Source organism: Rossellomorea sp. H136, assembly GCF_056838065.1.
The window spans coordinates 3047541-3065829 of the sequence record NZ_CM166371.1; the positions used below are offsets into that span (position 1 = coordinate 3047541).

The following is an 18289-nucleotide window of genomic DNA, read 5'->3' on the forward strand; positions in this document are numbered from 1 at the left end:
ATTAATACTCCTTGGACTCTTGACGTTGTCTATTGATATCTTCATGGAGCTTATCGAATTGATCACTATGAAATTGTTCCACGATAGCAGAAGCAAGTTCCCATGCCACTACGGCCTCTGCCACTACGCTTGCAGCCGGTACCGCACAGCTATCGGATCTCTCGATACTTGCTTTAAATGGTTCCTTTGTTTCAATATCCACGCTTTGTAATGGTTTATACAGGGTGGGAATAGGCTTCATTACCCCTTTAACCCGAATGGGCATTCCTGTCGTCATACCGCCTTCAAAGCCGCCTAAACGATTCGTTTTACGGTAGTATCCCAGTTCTTCACTCCAGGCAATTTCATCGTGAACTTCACTACCCGGTTTCCGCGCCATTTCAAACCCTAAGCCGAATTCGACCCCTTTAAATGCATTTATACTCATGACGGCCATGGCAACCTTCGCATCAAGCTTACGGTCATAATGGACATAGCTCCCAACGCCTGAAGGCATCCCTTCAACGATGACTTCAACTACACCACCAATGGAATCTCCATTTTTCTTCGCTTCATCTATTAAGTCCATCATTTTCTGTGCAGCTTCTTTATCCAGGCATCGGACCGGAGAATCTTCAGTAATATCTCTTAGATCATTTATAGAATCATAGTGTAGGTTCTCTGCTTTAATTCCACCAATTTCAAGAACATGCCCGACAACTTCGATTCCTAACAACTTTAATAACTTCTTCGCAACGGCACCTGCAGCCACTCTTACAGTGGTTTCTCTCGCTGATGACCTTTCCAATACATTCCTCAGATCCCTATGACCATATTTCATACCACCGACAAGGTCTGCATGACCTGGTCTTGGTCTTGAAATCTTTCTCTTTACCTCTTCTTCTTCTCCAGGCCCCAGAGGTTCGATGCCCATCACTTTTGTCCAGTGAGTCCAGTCTTTATTCTCCACAACCAGTCCTAAAGGAGATCCCAAAGTATATCCATGTCTCACTCCTCCAACGATCGATGCCTGATCTTTCTCGATTTGCATCCTCCGGCCACGGCCATAGCCTTTTTGCCTTCTTGCCAGGTTATCATTGATATCCTCTGCTTCTAAAGGCATTCCTGCAGGCAGCCCTTCAATGATGGTCGTTAATTGTGGTCCATGTGATTCTCCAGATGTTAAGTACCTCATTTACTTTCCCCCTTCAACTCGCTAAAGAATTATGTACCAATATAACATAGAATTCAGATCATTTCCTAGCCCTAAAGTTTAAAAAATTTTCTAAAAACCTCTCGAACATAGAAAAAAACGATGTAACCCAACATATTTGACTTTTAAACTGTATCGTTACCCTAAAGCAAGCGTACAGCCGTCATGTAAATGTAGGATCGACATCGTAAATTTTAGATTTTTTTATAGAAGAATGTGTCTTCTGTCTCGAATCCGTATTGGGATGGGTTGAAGATTTGTTCGGTACTCCCGACAAAAAGCACACCGCCAGGTCTAAGTGATGCATTGAATTTTTTATATAATAGGTTCTTCGCTTCCTCCGTGAAATAAATTAACACATTCCTGCAAACTATCAAGTCGTAGTTCCCCTCAAATGGGTCTGACAGCAGGTTCTGCTGCTTGAAAGTCACGTTTCTTCTGATCTCTTCATTCAATTTGAACAAGGTACCTTCCTGAGTGAAATATCGGGCTCTCATAACGGTTGGGACCTCATTCAGCGATCGTTCAGGGTAGAGACCATTCCTTGCACGTTGAATGGCATTTTTATCAATATCAGTCGCGGTGATGGTACGTCCTGAAAGAGTCATGTGTTCCGACAGCATCATGGCGATCGTGTACGGCTCTTCCCCAGTTGAACAAGCTGCACTCCATATTTTAAGTGATTTGTTTTCCTGCAGAAGTCTGGGAAGGATATTATTCTCGAGAACTTCCCACCGTTTGTAGTTTCGATAAAACTCTGATACATTGATCGTCATTCGATCGAGAAACTCTTCCATTTCTTCGCTGTCATGGTTCAGCTTATTGTAGAACTCTTGAAAACTTCCGTATCCCTTTTTTTCATACAGTGCCGTTAATCTCCGTTTCATTTGAGCTTCTTTGTAAAGGGAAAGATCAATACCCGTTTTTCTTTTTATCCCTTGAATAAATTCAAGATAATCATTTGACATAAGGACCCACTCACTTCGCTACATTAAAGGTATAAGACTATATGTATTATATCGAACGCTATACAAAAAAGTTAAACCCTATTCCATAAGAAAAGACAAGTCGCCTTAACACGACTTGCCTTAAAAGATCTTATTTGTTTAACAGGTATTAATAAACCCACTCGTTCATCAATTTTGAATATTCTACCAGTTCTTCCTCTTTGAAGAATAAGCCGATTTCTCTAACAGCGCTTTCACTAGAGTCAGATCCGTGGATGATATTCTTTCCGACTGTCAAGCCGAAATCACCACGGATTGTCCCAAGAGCAGCATCCTTAGGGTTTGTTGCTCCCATCATTCCACGAGCTGTCGTGATGACGTTTTCACCTTGCCAAACCATTGCAAATACAGGGCCCGAAGTGATAAAGTCAACAAGCTCTCCAAAGAATGGTCTTTCCTTGTGCTCACCGTAATGCTCTTCAGCAAGTTCATTTGAAATGCTCATTAGCTTTGCCCCTACTAATTGAAAGCCCTTTTTTTCAAAACGTGATACGATATCACCGATCAGACCTCTTTGTACGCCGTCCGGTTTTACCATTAAAAATGTCTTTTCCATCTTCCCCACTCCTAAATATGTATGTATAGAAGTCCTAAGGACATCCCACGAAAATAGTAACACTGATTAGGGTTTTTGGCAACGTTTCCATTTTAAATTTTCTTAATATTTTCTCTTGCCAATAAAGTTTGCGATATTCTTCAATGTTTTCTTCACACGGTTGTATGGGAGATGATCCAGATCTTCCAACGCTCTGTCTAAATACATTCTACTAAGCTTATGAGATCGATCTATGGCATCCGTAGCTATGATGGACGAAATGATTTCTCTCATCTCTTTAGGAGAAGTATATTCAGTCACTCTTTCAATCTTTGTTTTAAGTTCAGGGTTTTCCATCGCGTATAAAATAGGAAGGGTAATATTACCTTGCCACAAGTCACTGCCGGCAGGCTTACCGAGTTCTTCCTCACTTGATGTTAGATCTAAAATATCATCTGTAATTTGAAAGCTCATCCCCACATTATAGCCAAATCGATATAAGCGTCGATGGATTTCTTCAGGAGCCCCGGAGGAAATGGCACCGATCTGGCAGCTTACAGCAATTAGCAGGGCTGTTTTCCGCTTGATTCTAAGGAGGTAATCCCTCAGATTTTGGTCAAATCGATATTTATCTTTTATTTGAGCGATTTCACCCTTACATACTTCAACAATGGTGTGAGAAAGTATTTGATGTGCTTCAGGCGCTTTAATATTCGTCATATACTCGAGAGCTCGCGCAAAGATGTAATCTCCGGTGTACATGGCAATACGATTGTCCCATTGAGCTTTAATCGTTGGCTTTCCTCTTCTTAACTCTGCATCATCGATCACGTCATCGTGAACAAGGGATGCCATATGAATTAACTCCAAAGCCACTGCTACATTTTTCACAATGTTAATATCATATTGTCCGAATTTTGCAGAGAGCAAGACAAAAACAGGTCGGATTCTTTTACCACCTGCTTGTAGTAGGTGAAGGGACGCCTCTTGTAAAAGTTGTGATTCTGACTCAATCGCAACTTCCAGTTCCTTTTCAATTTCATCAATATCCGCTTTTAAAAACGAATACATCCTGTTTAGCTTCATAGTTTTTCCACCTAATTTACGAATTTCTTACTTTCTGCCTGAATGCATGGCAGCCACTCCGCCACTATATGGTTTCACATGTATATCTTTAAAGCCTGCTTCTTCAAACATCTTCGCAAGCTCCTTCATCCCTGGGAAATCTCTAGCTGATTCCTGAAGCCATGAATATTCATTAAAGCTCTTGGCAAAGATCTTTCCGAACAGAGGCATCACGAAACGAAAGTATGCGTAATACATCTGTTTGAACCCGAGCATGGTCGGGTGGGAGGTTTCAAGACAAACTGCCATCCCTCCTGGTTTCACCACACGATTCATTTCTTTTAGGACGTGGAGGTAGTCAGGAACATTCCTTAAGCCGAAGCCTATTGTGACATAATCAAAGGTATTATCGTCAAAAGGCAGTTCCATTGCATTTCCATGGATCAGCTCAATGTTGTTCAAGGGGGATTTTTTCACTTTCTCTTCACCAATAGACAGCATATTCTGGCTGAAATCCAATCCAACTACATTGCCCGTTTCTCCGACCTTTTCTCCTATCGCTAACGTCCAATCCGCAGTTCCGCAGCAAACGTCCAGCGCCTTTGAGCCTGGCTTCACGTCCATATGCTTCATGGTATCTTTTCTCCACTTTTTATGCTGTTGGAAACTGATTACCGAATTCATCTTATCATAATTCGAGTATATTTTTTCAAATACTCCGTGGACTTTTTGTTCTTTGGACTGCTGCATTTCGATTTACCCTTCTTCCGCATATAGTTTGGTCATAGGTTCAGGCTCAGCATAAGGTAATAGCTCTACAATCAGCTTTTTAAAATACGGTGTTACCGGTTCTATGTTCTCTAACTGAGTTTGAATGGTTTTCTTCGTTGAGGAAATTAATTTATCCACCCTTGAAAGCAAACGTCCGGACTCTTCTTTCGTTAGCTTTAAAGATGGTGTCTCACTGGCTGATTGGAACGTTAAAGTCGACAACGCTTTTATAAAGCTCGTATTCTGTGAGTGCTCTATACAAATTCTCTCTTGAACGAGCTTCTTGTATAAAAGAGCTTGCTCAACAATCCGGATCCATTTGTCATCTTCAAAAAAACGAAAGAATTTTGAAACGATCGCTGATTCTCTTGTCTTCAAGCTTGACATCAGCCCATCAAGGTTTTGATGTTCCTCTTTATAAATGGAAATTTTGCTTTCGTTGATTTCTTTAATCGCCTTGGCTAATACTGCGATAAGGTCTACATCATCTGTGTCGGCAAGGATTTTATAGTAAAGGCTGCTGAAGTACACTCCCGCAAGTACCGTAAGCTGCCTCTCTTTCAATGGATCTAGCTCAGAGATTGTAACCTTTTCATGGGTATCAAGGGCTATCTGCAATAACATGGCAGTCGAAATCCACTGTACAACTTCTTTATTCAAGGTCTGTCCCTCATTGACAAAAGGAAGGAGCAGGAAATAAATCCGATCCCGATCTATGTAAGGCTGATCGATATATTCCTTTAAGTAAGAGTGATGCAACTGCTCTTCTATGTATTGATGAATGATATTCGCTTGATGGTTACAATCAATGAATTTCATACCCTATAATCCCCATTTCTACTATGTGTCGGTCTAAAAATTTCAGCAATAGATATTATACCATAAAATCCTCAACAATAGGGAATCAGTATTGCCCCTTATTTAGCTTTAGTATAACAAAGGGGACGACTACGAAGTTCAACTCTTCATAGTCAGTCCCACCTGTATCTTCTCTGGAACGTAAATGCTCAGAGTATTATTTCTTGTTATCACTTTCGACTTCACCGTAGCTTGTAACGATTGTTGCTTTTCCTCTAACCTTAATCGCAGAGGTATGGTCAGTAAACTGAGCAATCATGACTTCACCTTTATCAAGCTTTTCTGAATGATGAAATCGGGTATCTGTCCCTCTTGTCAGCCCGATCACATTCACACCATCTTCAATCGCCTTAATCACAATATAATCATTTGAATTCATCCTTGGCTCACTCCTAATTCTTTATAAAAGAAAGAACTTCGCTTCGTGCTTGAGAGTCTTCTTTAAACGAGCCCCTTACTGCAGTTGTCACTGTACTTGAACCAGGCTTCTTTACACCTCTCATTGTCATGCACATATGCTCAGCTTCAACCACTACCATTGCACCATAAGGCTCAAGGGTTTCCATGATCGTATCGGCCACTGTCGAAGTGATTCTTTCTTGTAACTGAGGCCGTTTAGCAACAGATTCTACTGCCCTTGCCAGTTTACTGAGTCCAGCCACTCTTCCGTTTCTAGGAATATATGCTACATGAGCTTTTCCATAGAAAGGTACCAAGTGGTGTTCACACATCGAATAAAAAGGAATATCCTTCACAAGCACCAATTCTTCATGCTCTTCACTGAATATTGTTTCAAAGTATTCTTTCGGATCGTGACCGATTCCCGAAAATACTTCTGCATACATCTTCGCCACACGTTTTGGTGTATCCAATAAACCTTCTCTATTAGGATTCTCTCCAATAGCTTCTAAAATTAATCGAACTGCTTCTTCTATTTGGCCTTGATTGACTTGTGCCATTATGTTGTCCTCCTAAGATAACTTAAAGAAATAGTAACATTGTTAATATTAGCACAAGCCTATAATGTCATCAAAGACTAGTGCTTTAGAAGTTTTATAATAATATAAAACTTCCTTTAAAGGAATAAAACTCCTTACATATTTTTCAGGAGAAATAAACATACTATAATTGGATAGCAAAAAAGGCCGCATAAATATGCGACCTTTTCTTTACGCTCAAAGTATGTAATTATTTTACAGCTTCTTTAAGCGCTTTACCTGGTTTGAAAGCAGGTACTTTGCTAGCTGAGATTTCGATCTCTTCACCTGTTTGTGGGTTGCGACCTTTACGGGCTGCACGCTCACGTACTTCGAAGTTACCGAATCCGATTAATTGTACTTTATCACCGTTTGCAAGTGAGTTTTGAATTGTATCGAAAACAGCGTCAACCGCTTTTGTAGCGTCCTTCTTAGATAGCTCAGCAGCTTCTGCAACAGCATTGATTAGTTCTGTCTTGTTCATGCCATTCACCTCCTCCCAAGGAAATGTCTCAGTCATGATTCATTTACTTTAATATCATTAGTAAACAAGTTTAGCGAATTCTATACATAAAGTGTAGAAAAAACGCTTAAAAACGTTGCTGAATCAATATTCAACAACAATTCTGTTAAAAGATTATCACAATAGATTAACCTTAGCAAGAACAAATCAAGAAATAATGGGAATCTTTTCTTATTTGAAACACAAATGTAATAGAATCCCTTCATATCCCTTTATTCTTGCCGTCTATTCAACCTATCACTTCTTTTAGATGACTGCAACTAAAACCCTCTCCTCTTTAGGTACTCTATCTTACTTCCCAACCTTGTAATCCCTTAAACATCGACTCCCCTATTTTCATCTGGGATGAATATCCATCAGGTTACATCACCCTGATATTCTCATTGTATAAACTTATATATATCAAGGTTTGAGCGCTTCCATATGCGTATTAACGTCTTTTCGTCCCAGCTGTAAATTTATAAATATACAATGTGAAAAACAGTAATAAAAAATCGGGATCATAAAAAAATTCAGAGCTATAAGATAAATATAAAAGATTTCAAAGAAGCAAAAATAAAAAAGACCCTCCTAAGAAGGTCCAAAGACATTTATAAAATGATGGCGATCAATCCACCTGATCCCTCGTTGATGATTCTTTCGAGCGTATCTTTGAGTTTATATCTTGCATTCTCAGGCATTAAGGAAAGTTTCGCTTGGATTCCCTCTCTTACAATGGAACTTAAGCTTCTGCCGAAGATATCGGAATTCCAGATGGAGAGCGGGTCATCTTCGAAATCCTGCATTAAATAGCGCACTAGTTCTTCGCTCTGTTTTTCTGTCCCGATAATTGGTTCGAACTTGGACTGTACATCCACTTTGATCATGTGGATGGATGGTGCTACTGCCTTCAAACTGACTCCGAATCTGGAACCCTGTCTGATGATTTCCGGTTCATCCAGACTCATATCATTTAACGAAGGCGCTGCGATGCCATATCCCGTCTGCTTCACCATTCTCAATGCATCTGAAACCTGGTCGTATTCCGCTTTTGCATGAGCGAAGTCCTGCATTAATTCCAACAGATGATCTTTCCCGCGAATTTCCACTCCTACAATCTCCTTCAGTACTTCATCATACAGTTCGTCAGGGGCGTACAGGTCAATTTCTGCAATCCCCTGCCCCATATCAATGCCGGCAAGACCTGCCCGTTCGATATGATCAAATTCACTGAAGTAATGAACAACACGGTCCACATCCCGCAGTCGTTTTATATCCTTAACAGTCTCTTTCACGGCTTCCTGATAGTTCTGTCTAAGCCAGTGCTCTTCTTTCAGAACCATTACCCAACTTGGAAGATTTACATTCACTTCAAGTACCGGGAATTCAAATAGTGCTTCTCTTAACACGTTGAGGACGTCTGAATCTCTCATGCTCTCTACACTCATGGCGAGAACTGGGATGTCATACTTATCTTGAAGTTTCACTCGCAGGTCTTCTGTCTCAGGAGCATGTGGTCTCGCCGAGTTGATGACCATGATAAATGGTTTACCTACTTCCTTCAGTTCCTCAATGACCCTCTCTTCCGCTTGGATGTAATCGCCTCTGCCAATTTCCCCGATGGAACCGTCGGTTGTCACCACAACTCCGATCGTAGAATGTTCCTGGATGACTTTACGCGTACCGATTTCGGCCGCTTCATGGAATGGAATAGGCTCTTCATACCATGGGGTGTTGATCATTCTAGGTCCATTCTCATCCTCGTATCCTTTAGCACCCGGGACCGTATATCCCACACAATCTACCAATCTCACATTCACTTCCAGCCCTTCATCCACGTGAACGGAAATGGATTGATTAGGAACAAACTTCGGTTCTGTCGTCATGATGGTCCTGCCTGCTGCACTTTGGGGTAATTCATCCTGCGCTCTTGCACGTTCTGATTCACTGGCTATGTTAGGAAGGACTACAAGTTCCATGAACTTCTTGATGAATGTTGATTTTCCTGTTCTAACTGCTCCTACCACACCTAAATAGATATCTCCGCCTGTTCTTTCGGCAATGTCCTTAAATAGATCGACTCTTTCCAAGAGATTCCCTCCCATCTTATATTCCAGGGATGTTTCATCCGTGTATTCTGTCTCACATTCTATATTTATGATGTTGTCCCAATGACTTATGACTATTAATATGCTTTTTTTCCCCCCTTATGATTAAAAGTATAAAAATTTATTATGTCTTTAGCATTTATGATCATTAGTTTTGATGAAATTACCCTATAAAGGATGACATAAAAATAATAACCCTTCCCTTACAATATATTTTGCAAGAAAAGGGTTATGCCTATTTTGTCATAAAGACAGGATCGTTATTTTCATCTACCGTATAAGGTAAAGAATAAGCTGGAACAAAAAAAGTGTCCTCGACAAGTAAATTCCGGATATCTACACCTGGCCCCAGTTTTTTATCAGTCGATTTGATCTGTTCAAATAAGTCCATTGAGTAATCTACAAATATGTCACCGTCACCATTAATGACAAGGGGAAGGTTCTTGTTTGAGTAAGGGCTATCTACATACACATCACCATCATACCCCAGTTCTTTATAATTTAATGTATATACATTATTGGCTACTTCCTCTTTAAATGGCGGGTAACCTTGAGCTTCTATTCTGATTTTCAATTCCCTTATTTGTTCCGCCAGCCGGAGATCAAAAATCTTGACTTTAGGATCTTCCTCCACGTCAGTCAAAACATATTGAAAAATCCCACCGTTTTCAAAAGCATTCCCTGGAATCTCTGCTAAGTACTGAGGTGAAAGCTTTCTGAAATCAATTGGATACTTCTGATAAATGGGTGTATCCTGGTCTCGGGTCTTAATTGGAAGCAACCCATTATTGTCCTTCTGATAGGTTACGACCGCATCTTGTACAGCCTTCACCTGCGTTTCATAAGGGATCTGATTCTGACTAAGCTTTTCCTCAGGGTACATACATCCAGAAAGAATACTCATAGTTAAAATAAGAAGAAATGCAATTAAACCTAAGCGTTTCAATCTAAAAACGTCCTTTCAATCGGACTGCAACCTAATTGGTCGGTCCACTAAATACAATATAGATCATCATAAGTCCACCGGCAATCATCATTATATATGCCATGAATGCTGTAATAAAACGCAAGAATTTCTGCTTGATCTTATATCTGCTAAAATAGATCGTTAATATGGCAAAAAACATGAATCCCATAGATGCAAACGAAATCCACATCTTCATCATTGAATCCAACATACATCCCTCCTGTTATCGAATGTATTATATCATAAGATTTTTACAAAGGACTAGAAAAGAATGGTTGTTCAATAATCTGTTACAAACCTCAAGATGTACCTATGCGGACTTCCCGGGGCAGAGATTATCAAAAAAAAGAGCTTCCCAAGTATTTAGCATCATTTAACTGATGTCAAAATACTTGAGCTGCTCTAAACAAAGCGAGACCTACCCATCCATAGGCAAAGCTGTATATATTCATGACAGTGTATGCAACAGGGCCGTGGTTCGCATCCTCGAATGCCTATTATTCCAAGATTAATTCATTGTTTCGAAAGAATGATCTACTCCTCAATAAATCTTCATTAGTGAAGGTTAACATGCATTCTATCGAAAAAGAATCAACTTAATTTAATCGCTCTCCGAGAATGTTCACGAGGTCTTCCATCTCGTTTGTCTTTACACGTCCCATTAAGTGGTCTACCGCTTCTTTCGCTTCTACTTTATTGAATAGCACATCGTACAAGGCGTTGGTAATGGGCATATTCACTTCATACTTTTCTGCTAACTGATGAGCAGCTTTCGTTGTGCGTACGCCCTCAACTACCATCCCCATGTTGTTCAGGACCTCATCAAGGTTATGACCCTTACCAAGCATGTTACCCGCTCTCCAGTTTCTTGAATGAACACTTGTACATGTAACGATCAGATCACCGATGCCTGTTAAACCTGAAAATGTTAATGGGTTTGCTCCCATCTTGGTTCCCAAACGGGCTATTTCTGCAAGTCCCCTCGTTATAAGTGCGGCTTTTGCATTATCTCCATAACCCAATCCGTCTGTAATTCCGGCTGCAAGGGCTATGATATTCTTTAAGGCCCCACCGATTTCAACCCCCAGCATATCGGGATTCGTATATACACGGAAATTCATGTTCATGAATAAGTCCTGAATCTCTTCAGCAGCCTTCATATCCTTAGAGGAAACGGTCACAGTCGTTGGGTGCCTTAAACTCACTTCTTCAGCGTGACTTGGTCCAGACAATACCACCACTGTATGTAAGTTATCAGGATCCATTTCATCTTCAATCATTTCTGAGATTCTTAGAAGTGAATCAGGTTCAATCCCTTTACTCACATGAACAACGGTTAATGGTGCACTTTGAACCTCTTGAATTTGACCCAATACTCCGCGAATAGCTTTCGTCGGTACAGCCAGAATGATCGAATCAACGCCATCTAAAGACTCATTAAGATCATGATAACCCTTGATGGATTCCGGGAGTTTGACTTCTTTCAGATACTTTTCGTTGGTATGTTGAGTATTAATTTCTTCAATCTGTTCTTTTTTGTGTCCCCATAATCTTACTTCCAGTCCATTATCAGCCAGGACCATCGCAAGTGCCGTCCCCCAGCTCCCTGCGCCAATAACCGTTAGTTTCTTTGAATTTTTCATTTTTACACCCACCTTATTATTTTCTTGCGCGAGCAATAATACGAATAGGAGTTCCTTCAAATCCAAATGCATCACGTATTCTGTTTTCCAAGAATCGTTCGTATGAGAAGTGCATTAATTCAGGATCATTCACAAATACCACGAATGTTGGTGGCTTCACAGCCACTTGCGTAGCGTAGTAGATTCTGAGTCGCTTACCATTATCGGTCGGAGTTGGATTCATTGCTACTGCATCCATTACCACTTCATTCAACACGCTTGATTGTACTCGTAGTGCATGATTTTCACTTGCCATATTGATGATTGGCAGTAATGTATGAATGCGCTTCTTTGTTTTGGCAGATAGAAAAACGATTGGAGCATAATCAAGGAATTGAAAATGTTCGCGGATATTCTTTTCCCATTTGTTCATGGTTTTCTCGTCTTTATCAACGGCGTCCCATTTGTTCACGACGATCACGATTGCTCGACCTGCATCATGAGCATACCCTGCAATTTTTTTATCTTGCTCGATAATCCCTTCTTCTCCATCAATGACAGATAAGACGACATCGGAACGTTCAATTGCTCTAAGGGCTCTTAACACACTGTATTTTTCAGTGGTTTCATACACTTTACCTTTTTTCCGCATGCCTGCAGTATCAATGATGACATAATCCTGTCCATCATACGTGTAGGAGGAATCAATGGCATCCCGCGTCGTTCCTGCAACATTACTCACAATTACACGCTCTTCACCTAATAAGGCGTTAACCAGAGAAGATTTCCCAACATTTGGTCGACCAATTAATGAAAATTTGATCACATCTTCTGCATAGTCCTCTTCTTCTTCTTGTTTGAAGTTTTTCACAACCTCATCAAGAAGGTCTCCTAGCCCAAGTCCATGAGAACCTGAAATTGGATATGGCTCTCCAAATCCAAGGGAATAAAAATCATAAATCATTTCCCTCATTTCGGGGTTATCAATTTTATTAATCCCCAGTACGACCGGTTTCTTAGAGCGATAAAGGATTTTGGCTACAATTTCATCTGCAGCAGTCACACCTTCACGGCCATTCGTCAAAAAGACAATCACATCTGCTTCATCAATGGCAATTTCAGCCTGCTGCCTGATTTGATCAAGGAATGGTTCATTCCCTAGTTCAATCCCACCTGTATCTATAATGTTAAATTCATGAGTCAGCCACTCAGCAGAACTATATATACGGTCTCTTGTTACACCAGGCACATCTTCAACAATGGAAATTCTTTCACCAACAATTCTATTAAAGATCGTGGACTTCCCAACGTTTGGACGCCCTACGATTGCTACTACTGGTTTTGTCACGTTATTCACCCTTTCTGTAAGAAGGTTGTCCTATTCTTACATTTCCTCTTTTTATACCTTTTCAATCATCAAACGGAGTTATGCATAAGAAGGACTGGCCCTTAAGGTAATGTTTCCTTATGGGACAGTCCCCCCTAACTTAACTATTTTATCAATAAAAGAATAAACTAGCAATCAATGTTTTACAATGATAAATAGTCCTTCATCCAGTTCATGGGCAATGCCATCAAGAATCGCCTCTAAATTCGCACAGATCTTTTGCAATTCATCATCTGTTTTACAATAAAAGACGCTTGTTCCACTTGGAACTTTTTCAGGTGATGTCGTAACCGTTGCGAGAATAAACTTTTGGATCGTTGTACTCATTCTAATTTACCACCCTCCTGATTCGCTTTCGATTCTGACGGCATTCTTATCGCATTTTCCAATGTCGGCACCTGTCCAAGAATGGCAATGGCTTTCTCTACATCCTTTCGTTGTGGGAGGACGAATACACCTATTCGACCATCGTCTAAATCCCTCTTGGCCAGTGGCGTTAAAGCAGGAGTTCCTGAATCTTTAAATATCCCCAACGAAGTAGACATGTCATGAAGAATGGCTTGCCTTTGACCAAGGTTCGCTACCGTTGATCTGGCATCGAATGATTTGGGAGAAAGTACAAACCCCATTCCATACTTTAAAATTTCTTCTTGTCTTACCTTTAATCCGATATTCATAATGTAGATATTATCAACGTAAAGTCCTGCCCCATCAAAATGAGGCTTCACATATTGAATGTTTACGATATCCTTCAATCTGCCTCCAGCCATTAGTTTATGAGCAACCACCATACATATCGCACTGATCAGCAGCGCTACATAGAAGTTAAAGACAATATAAGCTAAAGTAGCTAAGAGAGAAGTGAAAATAACCAAATAATTACGGCTTTCAAAGGCTACGGCAATCCCCTCGATGTATGTAGCCCCTCTAGGAACAAGTTCATATGCATCTAACTCTGTCAACGTGTTCCTCTCCATATTCCTCACATCCCGAAATTGAGAAGCAGCAACGGTCAAGAAAGTAATCGCCGTGAAGTTCTCCTCTAGTAAAGCAGGAATCGCAATAGTACCTAAGCCAGCAGCAATAAATCCAAGGGCAATATGTATAATCTTCCCATGCAAATAAGTGGGATATTGGCGATAGTCTGTACGCAGCATATAGATTCTTGTTAATGTCCCAACTACTACTCCGAAGATGACCGGATACACATACTCATTCATAGATTCTTCATTTCCCCTTTGTTTGTTTGTACTTTGATGTTGAATAACTGATTTATTTCTTCAAACAGCTTAATCGCTATGAGAATTCCAGTGGAAATAGCAAGGACATCGAGGTAAACAGGTCCACCGATGGGATATAAAAATCCTACATTCTTTAATGGGATGCACATAAAGACTTCACCAACTATACTACTACCGGCAATAGCGATCATCCTGAACATATATGAAGACGAGCTATAGAAGAGAATACTCAGGAAAGCAAGCGATAGAGCCATTATAAGGTTTCGATTAATGAACATAAGAACAGGATCATAAATAGCAACTAAACCAATGCCCGCATAAAGCATCCCCATCGCCAGAATGACTACAAGCATATATAATTTTTCTTTCAAACTAAAAAATCTTATGTAATGTATACAAATAAGTCCTAAAACAACAACGGGTACCGCAACCTCCACAGAATCTATGTTCAAACCATATGGAAACACGCATAATAACAATAAACAAATGAAGGAATAACGGAAACGATATGGGTGTGCCTTATTCATCAAAAACGTCGTAAAAATCCAAATTCCCCAAATCAGCCATAAATACAGAATCCCATCCACAATCACTCACTCCCTCCTATTATCTACATTATGGAAAATCTTTATGTATCTCATTCATGTATGAATCATTTTTTCAAAGAAAAAATAAGAAAGGGAGGTGTTTATGATGGGTAAAGATCGTCAAGAAAAGAAACTAAAACAAAGCAAACGAGTCGAATCAGACAGAGACCAGGGTCTGCACTACAACGGAGCAACAAGCCTGCAAGGACCGGAAGAAGCCAAAAAGGGGCAGAGGTAACAAGAAAAGCGGAGGGGGCTCGCCCTGGGGCGACAAGCATAAGACGAGTCACCCGGAAAGGCGTCCTTTGCCTTTTTGGGTGACTTGGCTTATGACCTCGAGCCCCAAGCCCCTGTAGCTGGACATCAAGAAAAGCGGAAGGGGCTTGACCTGGGGAGACAAGCATAAGAAGAACATGACAGAAAGAGGTAGGAATCAGGCCGATTTTAACAAAAATCCAGCCGTTTCATGTGTTAATTCAGCCACTTTACAAAAATATCTAAAAATCCACAACTATACATGCAACAAAAAAAGAACGAATTCTCAAGTGAGAATTCGTTCTTTTTACTTATTAAACGTTCTATTGCTATAACTTTCAGGATTCAATCCTCTAACGTCCAGCCAATGAAACACGTCGCCTGACAACACGAGTGGAACGCTGTGAAGATTTTCTAGACGCCTGCACCCCAGCGCACTCATCAGGAACTTAATATCCGTATGAATTTGATTCACTTCTTCAATGGTGTTTTCAAGTCCTGAGTCTAAAAGCTGTTTGAGAATGATGCCGGCCATCCCTACTGCAGATGCTCCTAATCCTAGAGACTTAACGATGTCTAAGCTATTTTGGATACCACCTGAAGCAAGAACCGGCTTGATGGATGCTTTATGACTTTCAGCAATTGAAATGGCAGTGGGTATACCCCAATCATCGAAGAACTCCAACATTCGTTTTCTGCGTTGATTTTCGATTTTAGAGAAGTTGGTACCACCGAATCCCCCCACATCAATGGCTGAAATGTTCGAGTGGGACAAGGATTCTGCAGTCTCTTTACTAATACCAAAACCCGTTTCTTTCACTATGACAGGTACTGGAATACTTTCAGCAATCTCCTGTATTCTGTCCATGGCCCCTCTGAAGTCCCTGTCACCTTCGGGCATGGTTAATTCTTGTATGACATTTAAATGGATTTGCAACGCATTGGCACTAATCATCTCTACGGCATCTTTTGCCTGTTGAACAGTTGCTTCACTTCCCAAATTCCCTAATATAATACCATTTGGATTATGTTGACGAACGATTTCGTACGTTTTTCGTTCTGAAGGGTCTTTAAGTGCGGACATTTGAGATCCGACAGCGATGGCCAGACCTGTTTCCCGTGCAAGAATCGTTAATTCTTCATTGATTTTAGAAGTTGATTCACCACCGCCGCCTGTCATAGCATTTATGAAAATTGGCGAACTCCAATTAAGTTCGCCAATCTCTGCCTGTAGATGAACTTCATCTACTGCTATATCCGGTAAGCTTTGGTGGACAAAAGCAACTTCATCAAAACCTGTTCTTCGTTGTTGGCCAGTTGATAAAGCGTAATTAATGTGGTCTTGCTTTCTTTGAGCTCTTGTCACTATTCATCACCATTACTTAAGATCTTTTAATTTATCACCAATCATTTCACCTAACTGGAAGCCGGTATTCTCTTCAGGCATTTCGTAGTCAGTCACTTCTTCCTCTTTTTCTTCAAGAGATTTGATGCTTAAAGATAAACGTTGATCATTCTCATTTACATCCAATACCTTCACTTGTACTTCTTGGTTTTCCTGAAGGACTTCGTGCGGTGTACCGATATGCTTATGTGAAATTTGAGAGATGTGAACAAGACCTTCAACGCCAGGTAACACTTCTACAAATGCTCCATATGATACTAAGCGTTTAACCACTCCGTCCAGAACACTGCCTTTAGGCGCCTTCTCAGAAATATCACTCCAAGGTCCTGGCAGGGTTTCTTTAATGGATAAAGAGATACGTTCGTTGTCACGATCGACGCTTAGAACTTTAACCTGTACTTTTTGTCCTTCAGTTACTACGTCTGAAGGCTTTTCAACGTGTTCGTGAGAAAGTTGGGAGATATGCACCAATCCATCTACTCCACCAATGTCTACGAACGCTCCGAAATCTGTGATACGCTGAACTGTACCTTCAAGAACAGCACCAGATTCAATATCCGTAAGAAGCTGCTTCTTCTGGTGTAGCTTTTCCGCTTCTACAACAGCCCGGTGTGATAGGATTAGACGATTTTTTTCCTGATCCAATTCAACAATCTTGAACGTCAGTATTTTGTCCTTATAGTCCGAGAAATCTTCCACATAATAGTCCTCAACTAATGATGCAGGAACAAATCCTCTAACTCCAAGATCAACTACAAGGCCGCCCTTCACAACATCTTTGACTTCCGCTTCAAAGATGTCGCCACTTTCAAAGCGAACCTTCATTTCTTCCCATGCTTTTTCAGCATCTACTTTTCGTTTAGAAAGAACCAGAAGTTCTTCTTCAACTTTTGTCACGATTAACTCAAGTACATCCCCTTCACTGACTACATCAGAAGCTTTTTCGATATGAAGGCTTGAGAGTTCACTAATTGGAATGATGCCATCCACTTTGCTATCTTGAACGTCGACTAAGACCTGCTTTTCTTCAACCTTAGTGACTGTTCCTTTAACTTTTTCACCGATTTCAAGATTTTTCACTTCAATTCCATTCATGTCTTCCATTATGTACTCCTCCTTAATCCATGACTGCAAAGATTTTTGATAATTGCGAGACTTCACAATTTAAAATATTCTTTCTACTAACTTCTAATAAATACTACTATTTGTCAAGCGAGAAAGCTCATATTATTCATGCTCATGAATTAGTTTTTCGATATGCTTCATAATAATTTCAGTTGTTTTCTCTGCATTCAGTTTTTGTTCTCGAATGCCCTCCATTGCAATAGGCGGCCCGAATACGACCTTTAATTTCCTGAAAGGCTTATAGGGTCCAATGATTGCACAAGGGACAACGTAAGCATCGGAACGAAGAGCAAAGAAACCCGCTCCTGCTAATCCCTTACCTATTTTACCTGTCTTACTTCTAGTACCCTCTGGGAACAGTCCTAAAACATCTCCTTGTTTAAGGACCTGCAAACCTTTTCGGAGTGCTTCCCGGTCACTCATTCCCCTTTTCACCGGGAATGCCCGTAAATCGGGTAATAGCTTACCTAATACTGGGACACTGAAAAGCTCTTCTTTAGCCATAAAAGAAACAGGTCTGGGAGCTGAAATCCCCACCACCGGGGGGTCAAAGTTATGAATATGGTTGGTGCATAATAAGACTCCCCCCTCTTCAGGGAAATGCTCTAATCCTTTGACCTCAATGCGATAGAGTGGGGAAAGAATCGATTTTACGAGACCTTTAGCAAATGAATACAAGTTCACA

21 protein-coding genes are annotated in these 18289 nt (G+C 40.5%); 1 reads left to right on the forward strand and 20 read right to left on the reverse strand.

Annotated elements, in window-relative coordinates; translation table 11 throughout:
* Position 1: 1 nt before the first annotated feature.
* The 17 genes from aroC to ACYH0O_RS15645 form a co-directional block, all read right to left on the reverse strand.
* Positions 2-1174, reverse strand: a complete 1173-nt coding sequence (aroC, locus tag ACYH0O_RS15565) for a chorismate synthase (protein WP_482629449.1) — start codon at positions 1172-1174, stop codon at positions 2-4.
* A gap of 212 nt (positions 1175-1386) precedes the next feature.
* A complete protein-coding gene (locus tag ACYH0O_RS15570; protein WP_482629450.1) occupies positions 1387-2160 on the reverse strand; it encodes a CheR family methyltransferase in 774 nt (257 codons plus the stop codon).
* A gap of 148 nt (positions 2161-2308) precedes the next feature.
* The gene (gene ndk, locus ACYH0O_RS15575; RefSeq protein ID WP_098440015.1) at positions 2309-2755 is read right to left on the reverse strand and encodes a nucleoside-diphosphate kinase; all 447 of its coding nucleotides are present in this window, start codon (positions 2753-2755) and stop codon (positions 2309-2311) included.
* 102 nt (positions 2756-2857) lie between these two features.
* Complete coding sequence (gene hepT, locus ACYH0O_RS15580; protein WP_482629451.1) at positions 2858-3820, reverse strand: heptaprenyl diphosphate synthase component II; 963 nt, start codon at positions 3818-3820, stop codon at positions 2858-2860.
* 27 nt (positions 3821-3847) lie between these two features.
* Positions 3848-4549, reverse strand: coding sequence for a demethylmenaquinone methyltransferase (locus ACYH0O_RS15585; RefSeq protein ID WP_482629452.1), 702 nt, complete (start codon positions 4547-4549; stop codon positions 3848-3850).
* A 6-nt stretch (positions 4550-4555) separates the two neighbouring features.
* Complete coding sequence (locus ACYH0O_RS15590) at positions 4556-5389, reverse strand: heptaprenyl diphosphate synthase component 1 (protein WP_482629453.1); 834 nt, start codon at positions 5387-5389, stop codon at positions 4556-4558.
* Positions 5390-5585: 196 nt separating this feature from the next.
* Positions 5586-5807: a trp RNA-binding attenuation protein MtrB gene (mtrB, locus tag ACYH0O_RS15595; protein ID WP_034758340.1), complete on the reverse strand. Its 222-nt coding sequence runs from the start codon at positions 5805-5807 to the stop codon at positions 5586-5588.
* Between the two features lie 13 nt (positions 5808-5820).
* Complete coding sequence (gene folE, locus ACYH0O_RS15600) at positions 5821-6387, reverse strand: GTP cyclohydrolase I FolE (protein ID WP_149156934.1); 567 nt, start codon at positions 6385-6387, stop codon at positions 5821-5823.
* Between the two features lie 229 nt (positions 6388-6616).
* Complete coding sequence (locus ACYH0O_RS15605) at positions 6617-6889, reverse strand: HU family DNA-binding protein (RefSeq protein WP_034758336.1); 273 nt, start codon at positions 6887-6889, stop codon at positions 6617-6619.
* Positions 6890-7518: 629 nt separating this feature from the next.
* Positions 7519-8997, reverse strand: a complete 1479-nt coding sequence (spoIVA, locus tag ACYH0O_RS15610; RefSeq protein WP_482629454.1) for a stage IV sporulation protein A — start codon at positions 8995-8997, stop codon at positions 7519-7521.
* 253 nt (positions 8998-9250) lie between these two features.
* Positions 9251-9961 carry a hypothetical protein gene (locus tag ACYH0O_RS15615; RefSeq protein ID WP_482629455.1) on the reverse strand — a complete coding sequence of 237 codons (711 nt, stop codon included), beginning with the start codon at positions 9959-9961 and terminating at the stop codon, positions 9251-9253.
* A gap of 31 nt (positions 9962-9992) precedes the next feature.
* A complete protein-coding gene (locus ACYH0O_RS15620) occupies positions 9993-10193 on the reverse strand; it encodes a DUF2768 domain-containing protein (RefSeq protein WP_148969471.1) in 201 nt (66 codons plus the stop codon).
* 385 nt (positions 10194-10578) lie between these two features.
* A complete protein-coding gene (locus ACYH0O_RS15625; RefSeq protein ID WP_482629456.1) occupies positions 10579-11625 on the reverse strand; it encodes an NAD(P)H-dependent glycerol-3-phosphate dehydrogenase in 1047 nt (348 codons plus the stop codon).
* A gap of 16 nt (positions 11626-11641) precedes the next feature.
* Positions 11642-12952 carry a ribosome biogenesis GTPase Der gene (gene der, locus ACYH0O_RS15630; protein ID WP_426890677.1) on the reverse strand — a complete coding sequence of 437 codons (1311 nt, stop codon included), beginning with the start codon at positions 12950-12952 and terminating at the stop codon, positions 11642-11644.
* A 174-nt stretch (positions 12953-13126) separates the two neighbouring features.
* A complete protein-coding gene (locus ACYH0O_RS15635; protein ID WP_482629457.1) occupies positions 13127-13318 on the reverse strand; it encodes a capping complex subunit for YIEGIA in 192 nt (63 codons plus the stop codon).
* Positions 13315-14211: a YIEGIA family protein gene (locus ACYH0O_RS15640; RefSeq protein ID WP_482629458.1), complete on the reverse strand. Its 897-nt coding sequence runs from the start codon at positions 14209-14211 to the stop codon at positions 13315-13317. The genes ACYH0O_RS15635 and ACYH0O_RS15640 overlap by 4 nt, the downstream gene beginning before the upstream one ends.
* Complete coding sequence (locus tag ACYH0O_RS15645; protein WP_482629459.1) at positions 14208-14825, reverse strand: YphA family membrane protein; 618 nt, start codon at positions 14823-14825, stop codon at positions 14208-14210. The genes ACYH0O_RS15640 and ACYH0O_RS15645 overlap by 4 nt, the downstream gene beginning before the upstream one ends.
* Before the next feature lie 100 nt (positions 14826-14925).
* Between ACYH0O_RS15645 and ACYH0O_RS15650 the strand changes: the two genes are divergently transcribed.
* Positions 14926-15057 (forward strand): YpzI family protein, encoded by a 132-nt coding sequence (locus tag ACYH0O_RS15650; protein ID WP_299738017.1) that lies wholly within the window; start codon positions 14926-14928, stop codon positions 15055-15057.
* Between the two features lie 324 nt (positions 15058-15381).
* Here ACYH0O_RS15650 and fni read toward each other — a convergent pair whose 3' ends face one another.
* The 3 genes from fni to ACYH0O_RS15665 form a co-directional block, all read right to left on the reverse strand.
* Positions 15382-16440: a type 2 isopentenyl-diphosphate Delta-isomerase gene (fni, locus tag ACYH0O_RS15655; RefSeq protein ID WP_482629460.1), complete on the reverse strand. Its 1059-nt coding sequence runs from the start codon at positions 16438-16440 to the stop codon at positions 15382-15384.
* Positions 16441-16452: 12 nt separating this feature from the next.
* Positions 16453-17586, reverse strand: coding sequence for a 30S ribosomal protein S1 (gene rpsA, locus ACYH0O_RS15660; protein WP_482632581.1), 1134 nt, complete (start codon positions 17584-17586; stop codon positions 16453-16455).
* 120 nt (positions 17587-17706) lie between these two features.
* Positions 17707-18288, reverse strand: coding sequence for a lysophospholipid acyltransferase family protein (locus ACYH0O_RS15665; RefSeq protein ID WP_482629461.1), 582 nt, complete (start codon positions 18286-18288; stop codon positions 17707-17709).
* Position 18289 lies beyond the last annotated feature (1 nt).

What these genes read in the sequence shown, in the direction of transcription:
- folE (WP_149156934.1), bottom strand. Translation starts at nt 6,387, where the DNA reads ATGGCACAAGTCAATCAAGGCCAAATAGAAGAAGCAGTTCGATTAATT.
- mtrB (WP_034758340.1), bottom strand. Translation starts at nt 5,807, where the DNA reads ATGAATTCAAATGATTATATTGTGATTAAGGCGATTGAAGATGGTGTG.
- ACYH0O_RS15605 (WP_034758336.1), bottom strand. Translation starts at nt 6,889, where the DNA reads ATGAACAAGACAGAACTAATCAATGCTGTTGCAGAAGCTGCTGAGCTA.
- ACYH0O_RS15585 (WP_482629452.1), bottom strand. Translation starts at nt 4,549, where the DNA reads ATGCAGCAGTCCAAAGAACAAAAAGTCCACGGAGTATTTGAAAAAATA.
- aroC (WP_482629449.1), bottom strand. Translation starts at nt 1,174, where the DNA reads ATGAGGTACTTAACATCTGGAGAATCACATGGACCACAATTAACGACC.
- ACYH0O_RS15640 (WP_482629458.1), bottom strand. Translation starts at nt 14,211, where the DNA reads ATGAATGAGTATGTGTATCCGGTCATCTTCGGAGTAGTAGTTGGGACA.
- hepT (WP_482629451.1), bottom strand. Translation starts at nt 3,820, where the DNA reads ATGAAGCTAAACAGGATGTATTCGTTTTTAAAAGCGGATATTGATGAA.
- ACYH0O_RS15590 (WP_482629453.1), bottom strand. Translation starts at nt 5,389, where the DNA reads ATGAAATTCATTGATTGTAACCATCAAGCGAATATCATTCATCAATAC.
- ACYH0O_RS15635 (WP_482629457.1), bottom strand. Translation starts at nt 13,318, where the DNA reads ATGAGTACAACGATCCAAAAGTTTATTCTCGCAACGGTTACGACATCA.
- ACYH0O_RS15570 (WP_482629450.1), bottom strand. Translation starts at nt 2,160, where the DNA reads ATGTCAAATGATTATCTTGAATTTATTCAAGGGATAAAAAGAAAAACG.
- ACYH0O_RS15620 (WP_148969471.1), bottom strand. Translation starts at nt 10,193, where the DNA reads ATGTTGGATTCAATGATGAAGATGTGGATTTCGTTTGCATCTATGGGA.
- ndk (WP_098440015.1), bottom strand. Translation starts at nt 2,755, where the DNA reads ATGGAAAAGACATTTTTAATGGTAAAACCGGACGGCGTACAAAGAGGT.
- ACYH0O_RS15625 (WP_482629456.1), bottom strand. Translation starts at nt 11,625, where the DNA reads ATGAAAAATTCAAAGAAACTAACGGTTATTGGCGCAGGGAGCTGGGGG.
- ACYH0O_RS15650 (WP_299738017.1), top strand. Translation starts at nt 14,926, where the DNA reads ATGGGTAAAGATCGTCAAGAAAAGAAACTAAAACAAAGCAAACGAGTC.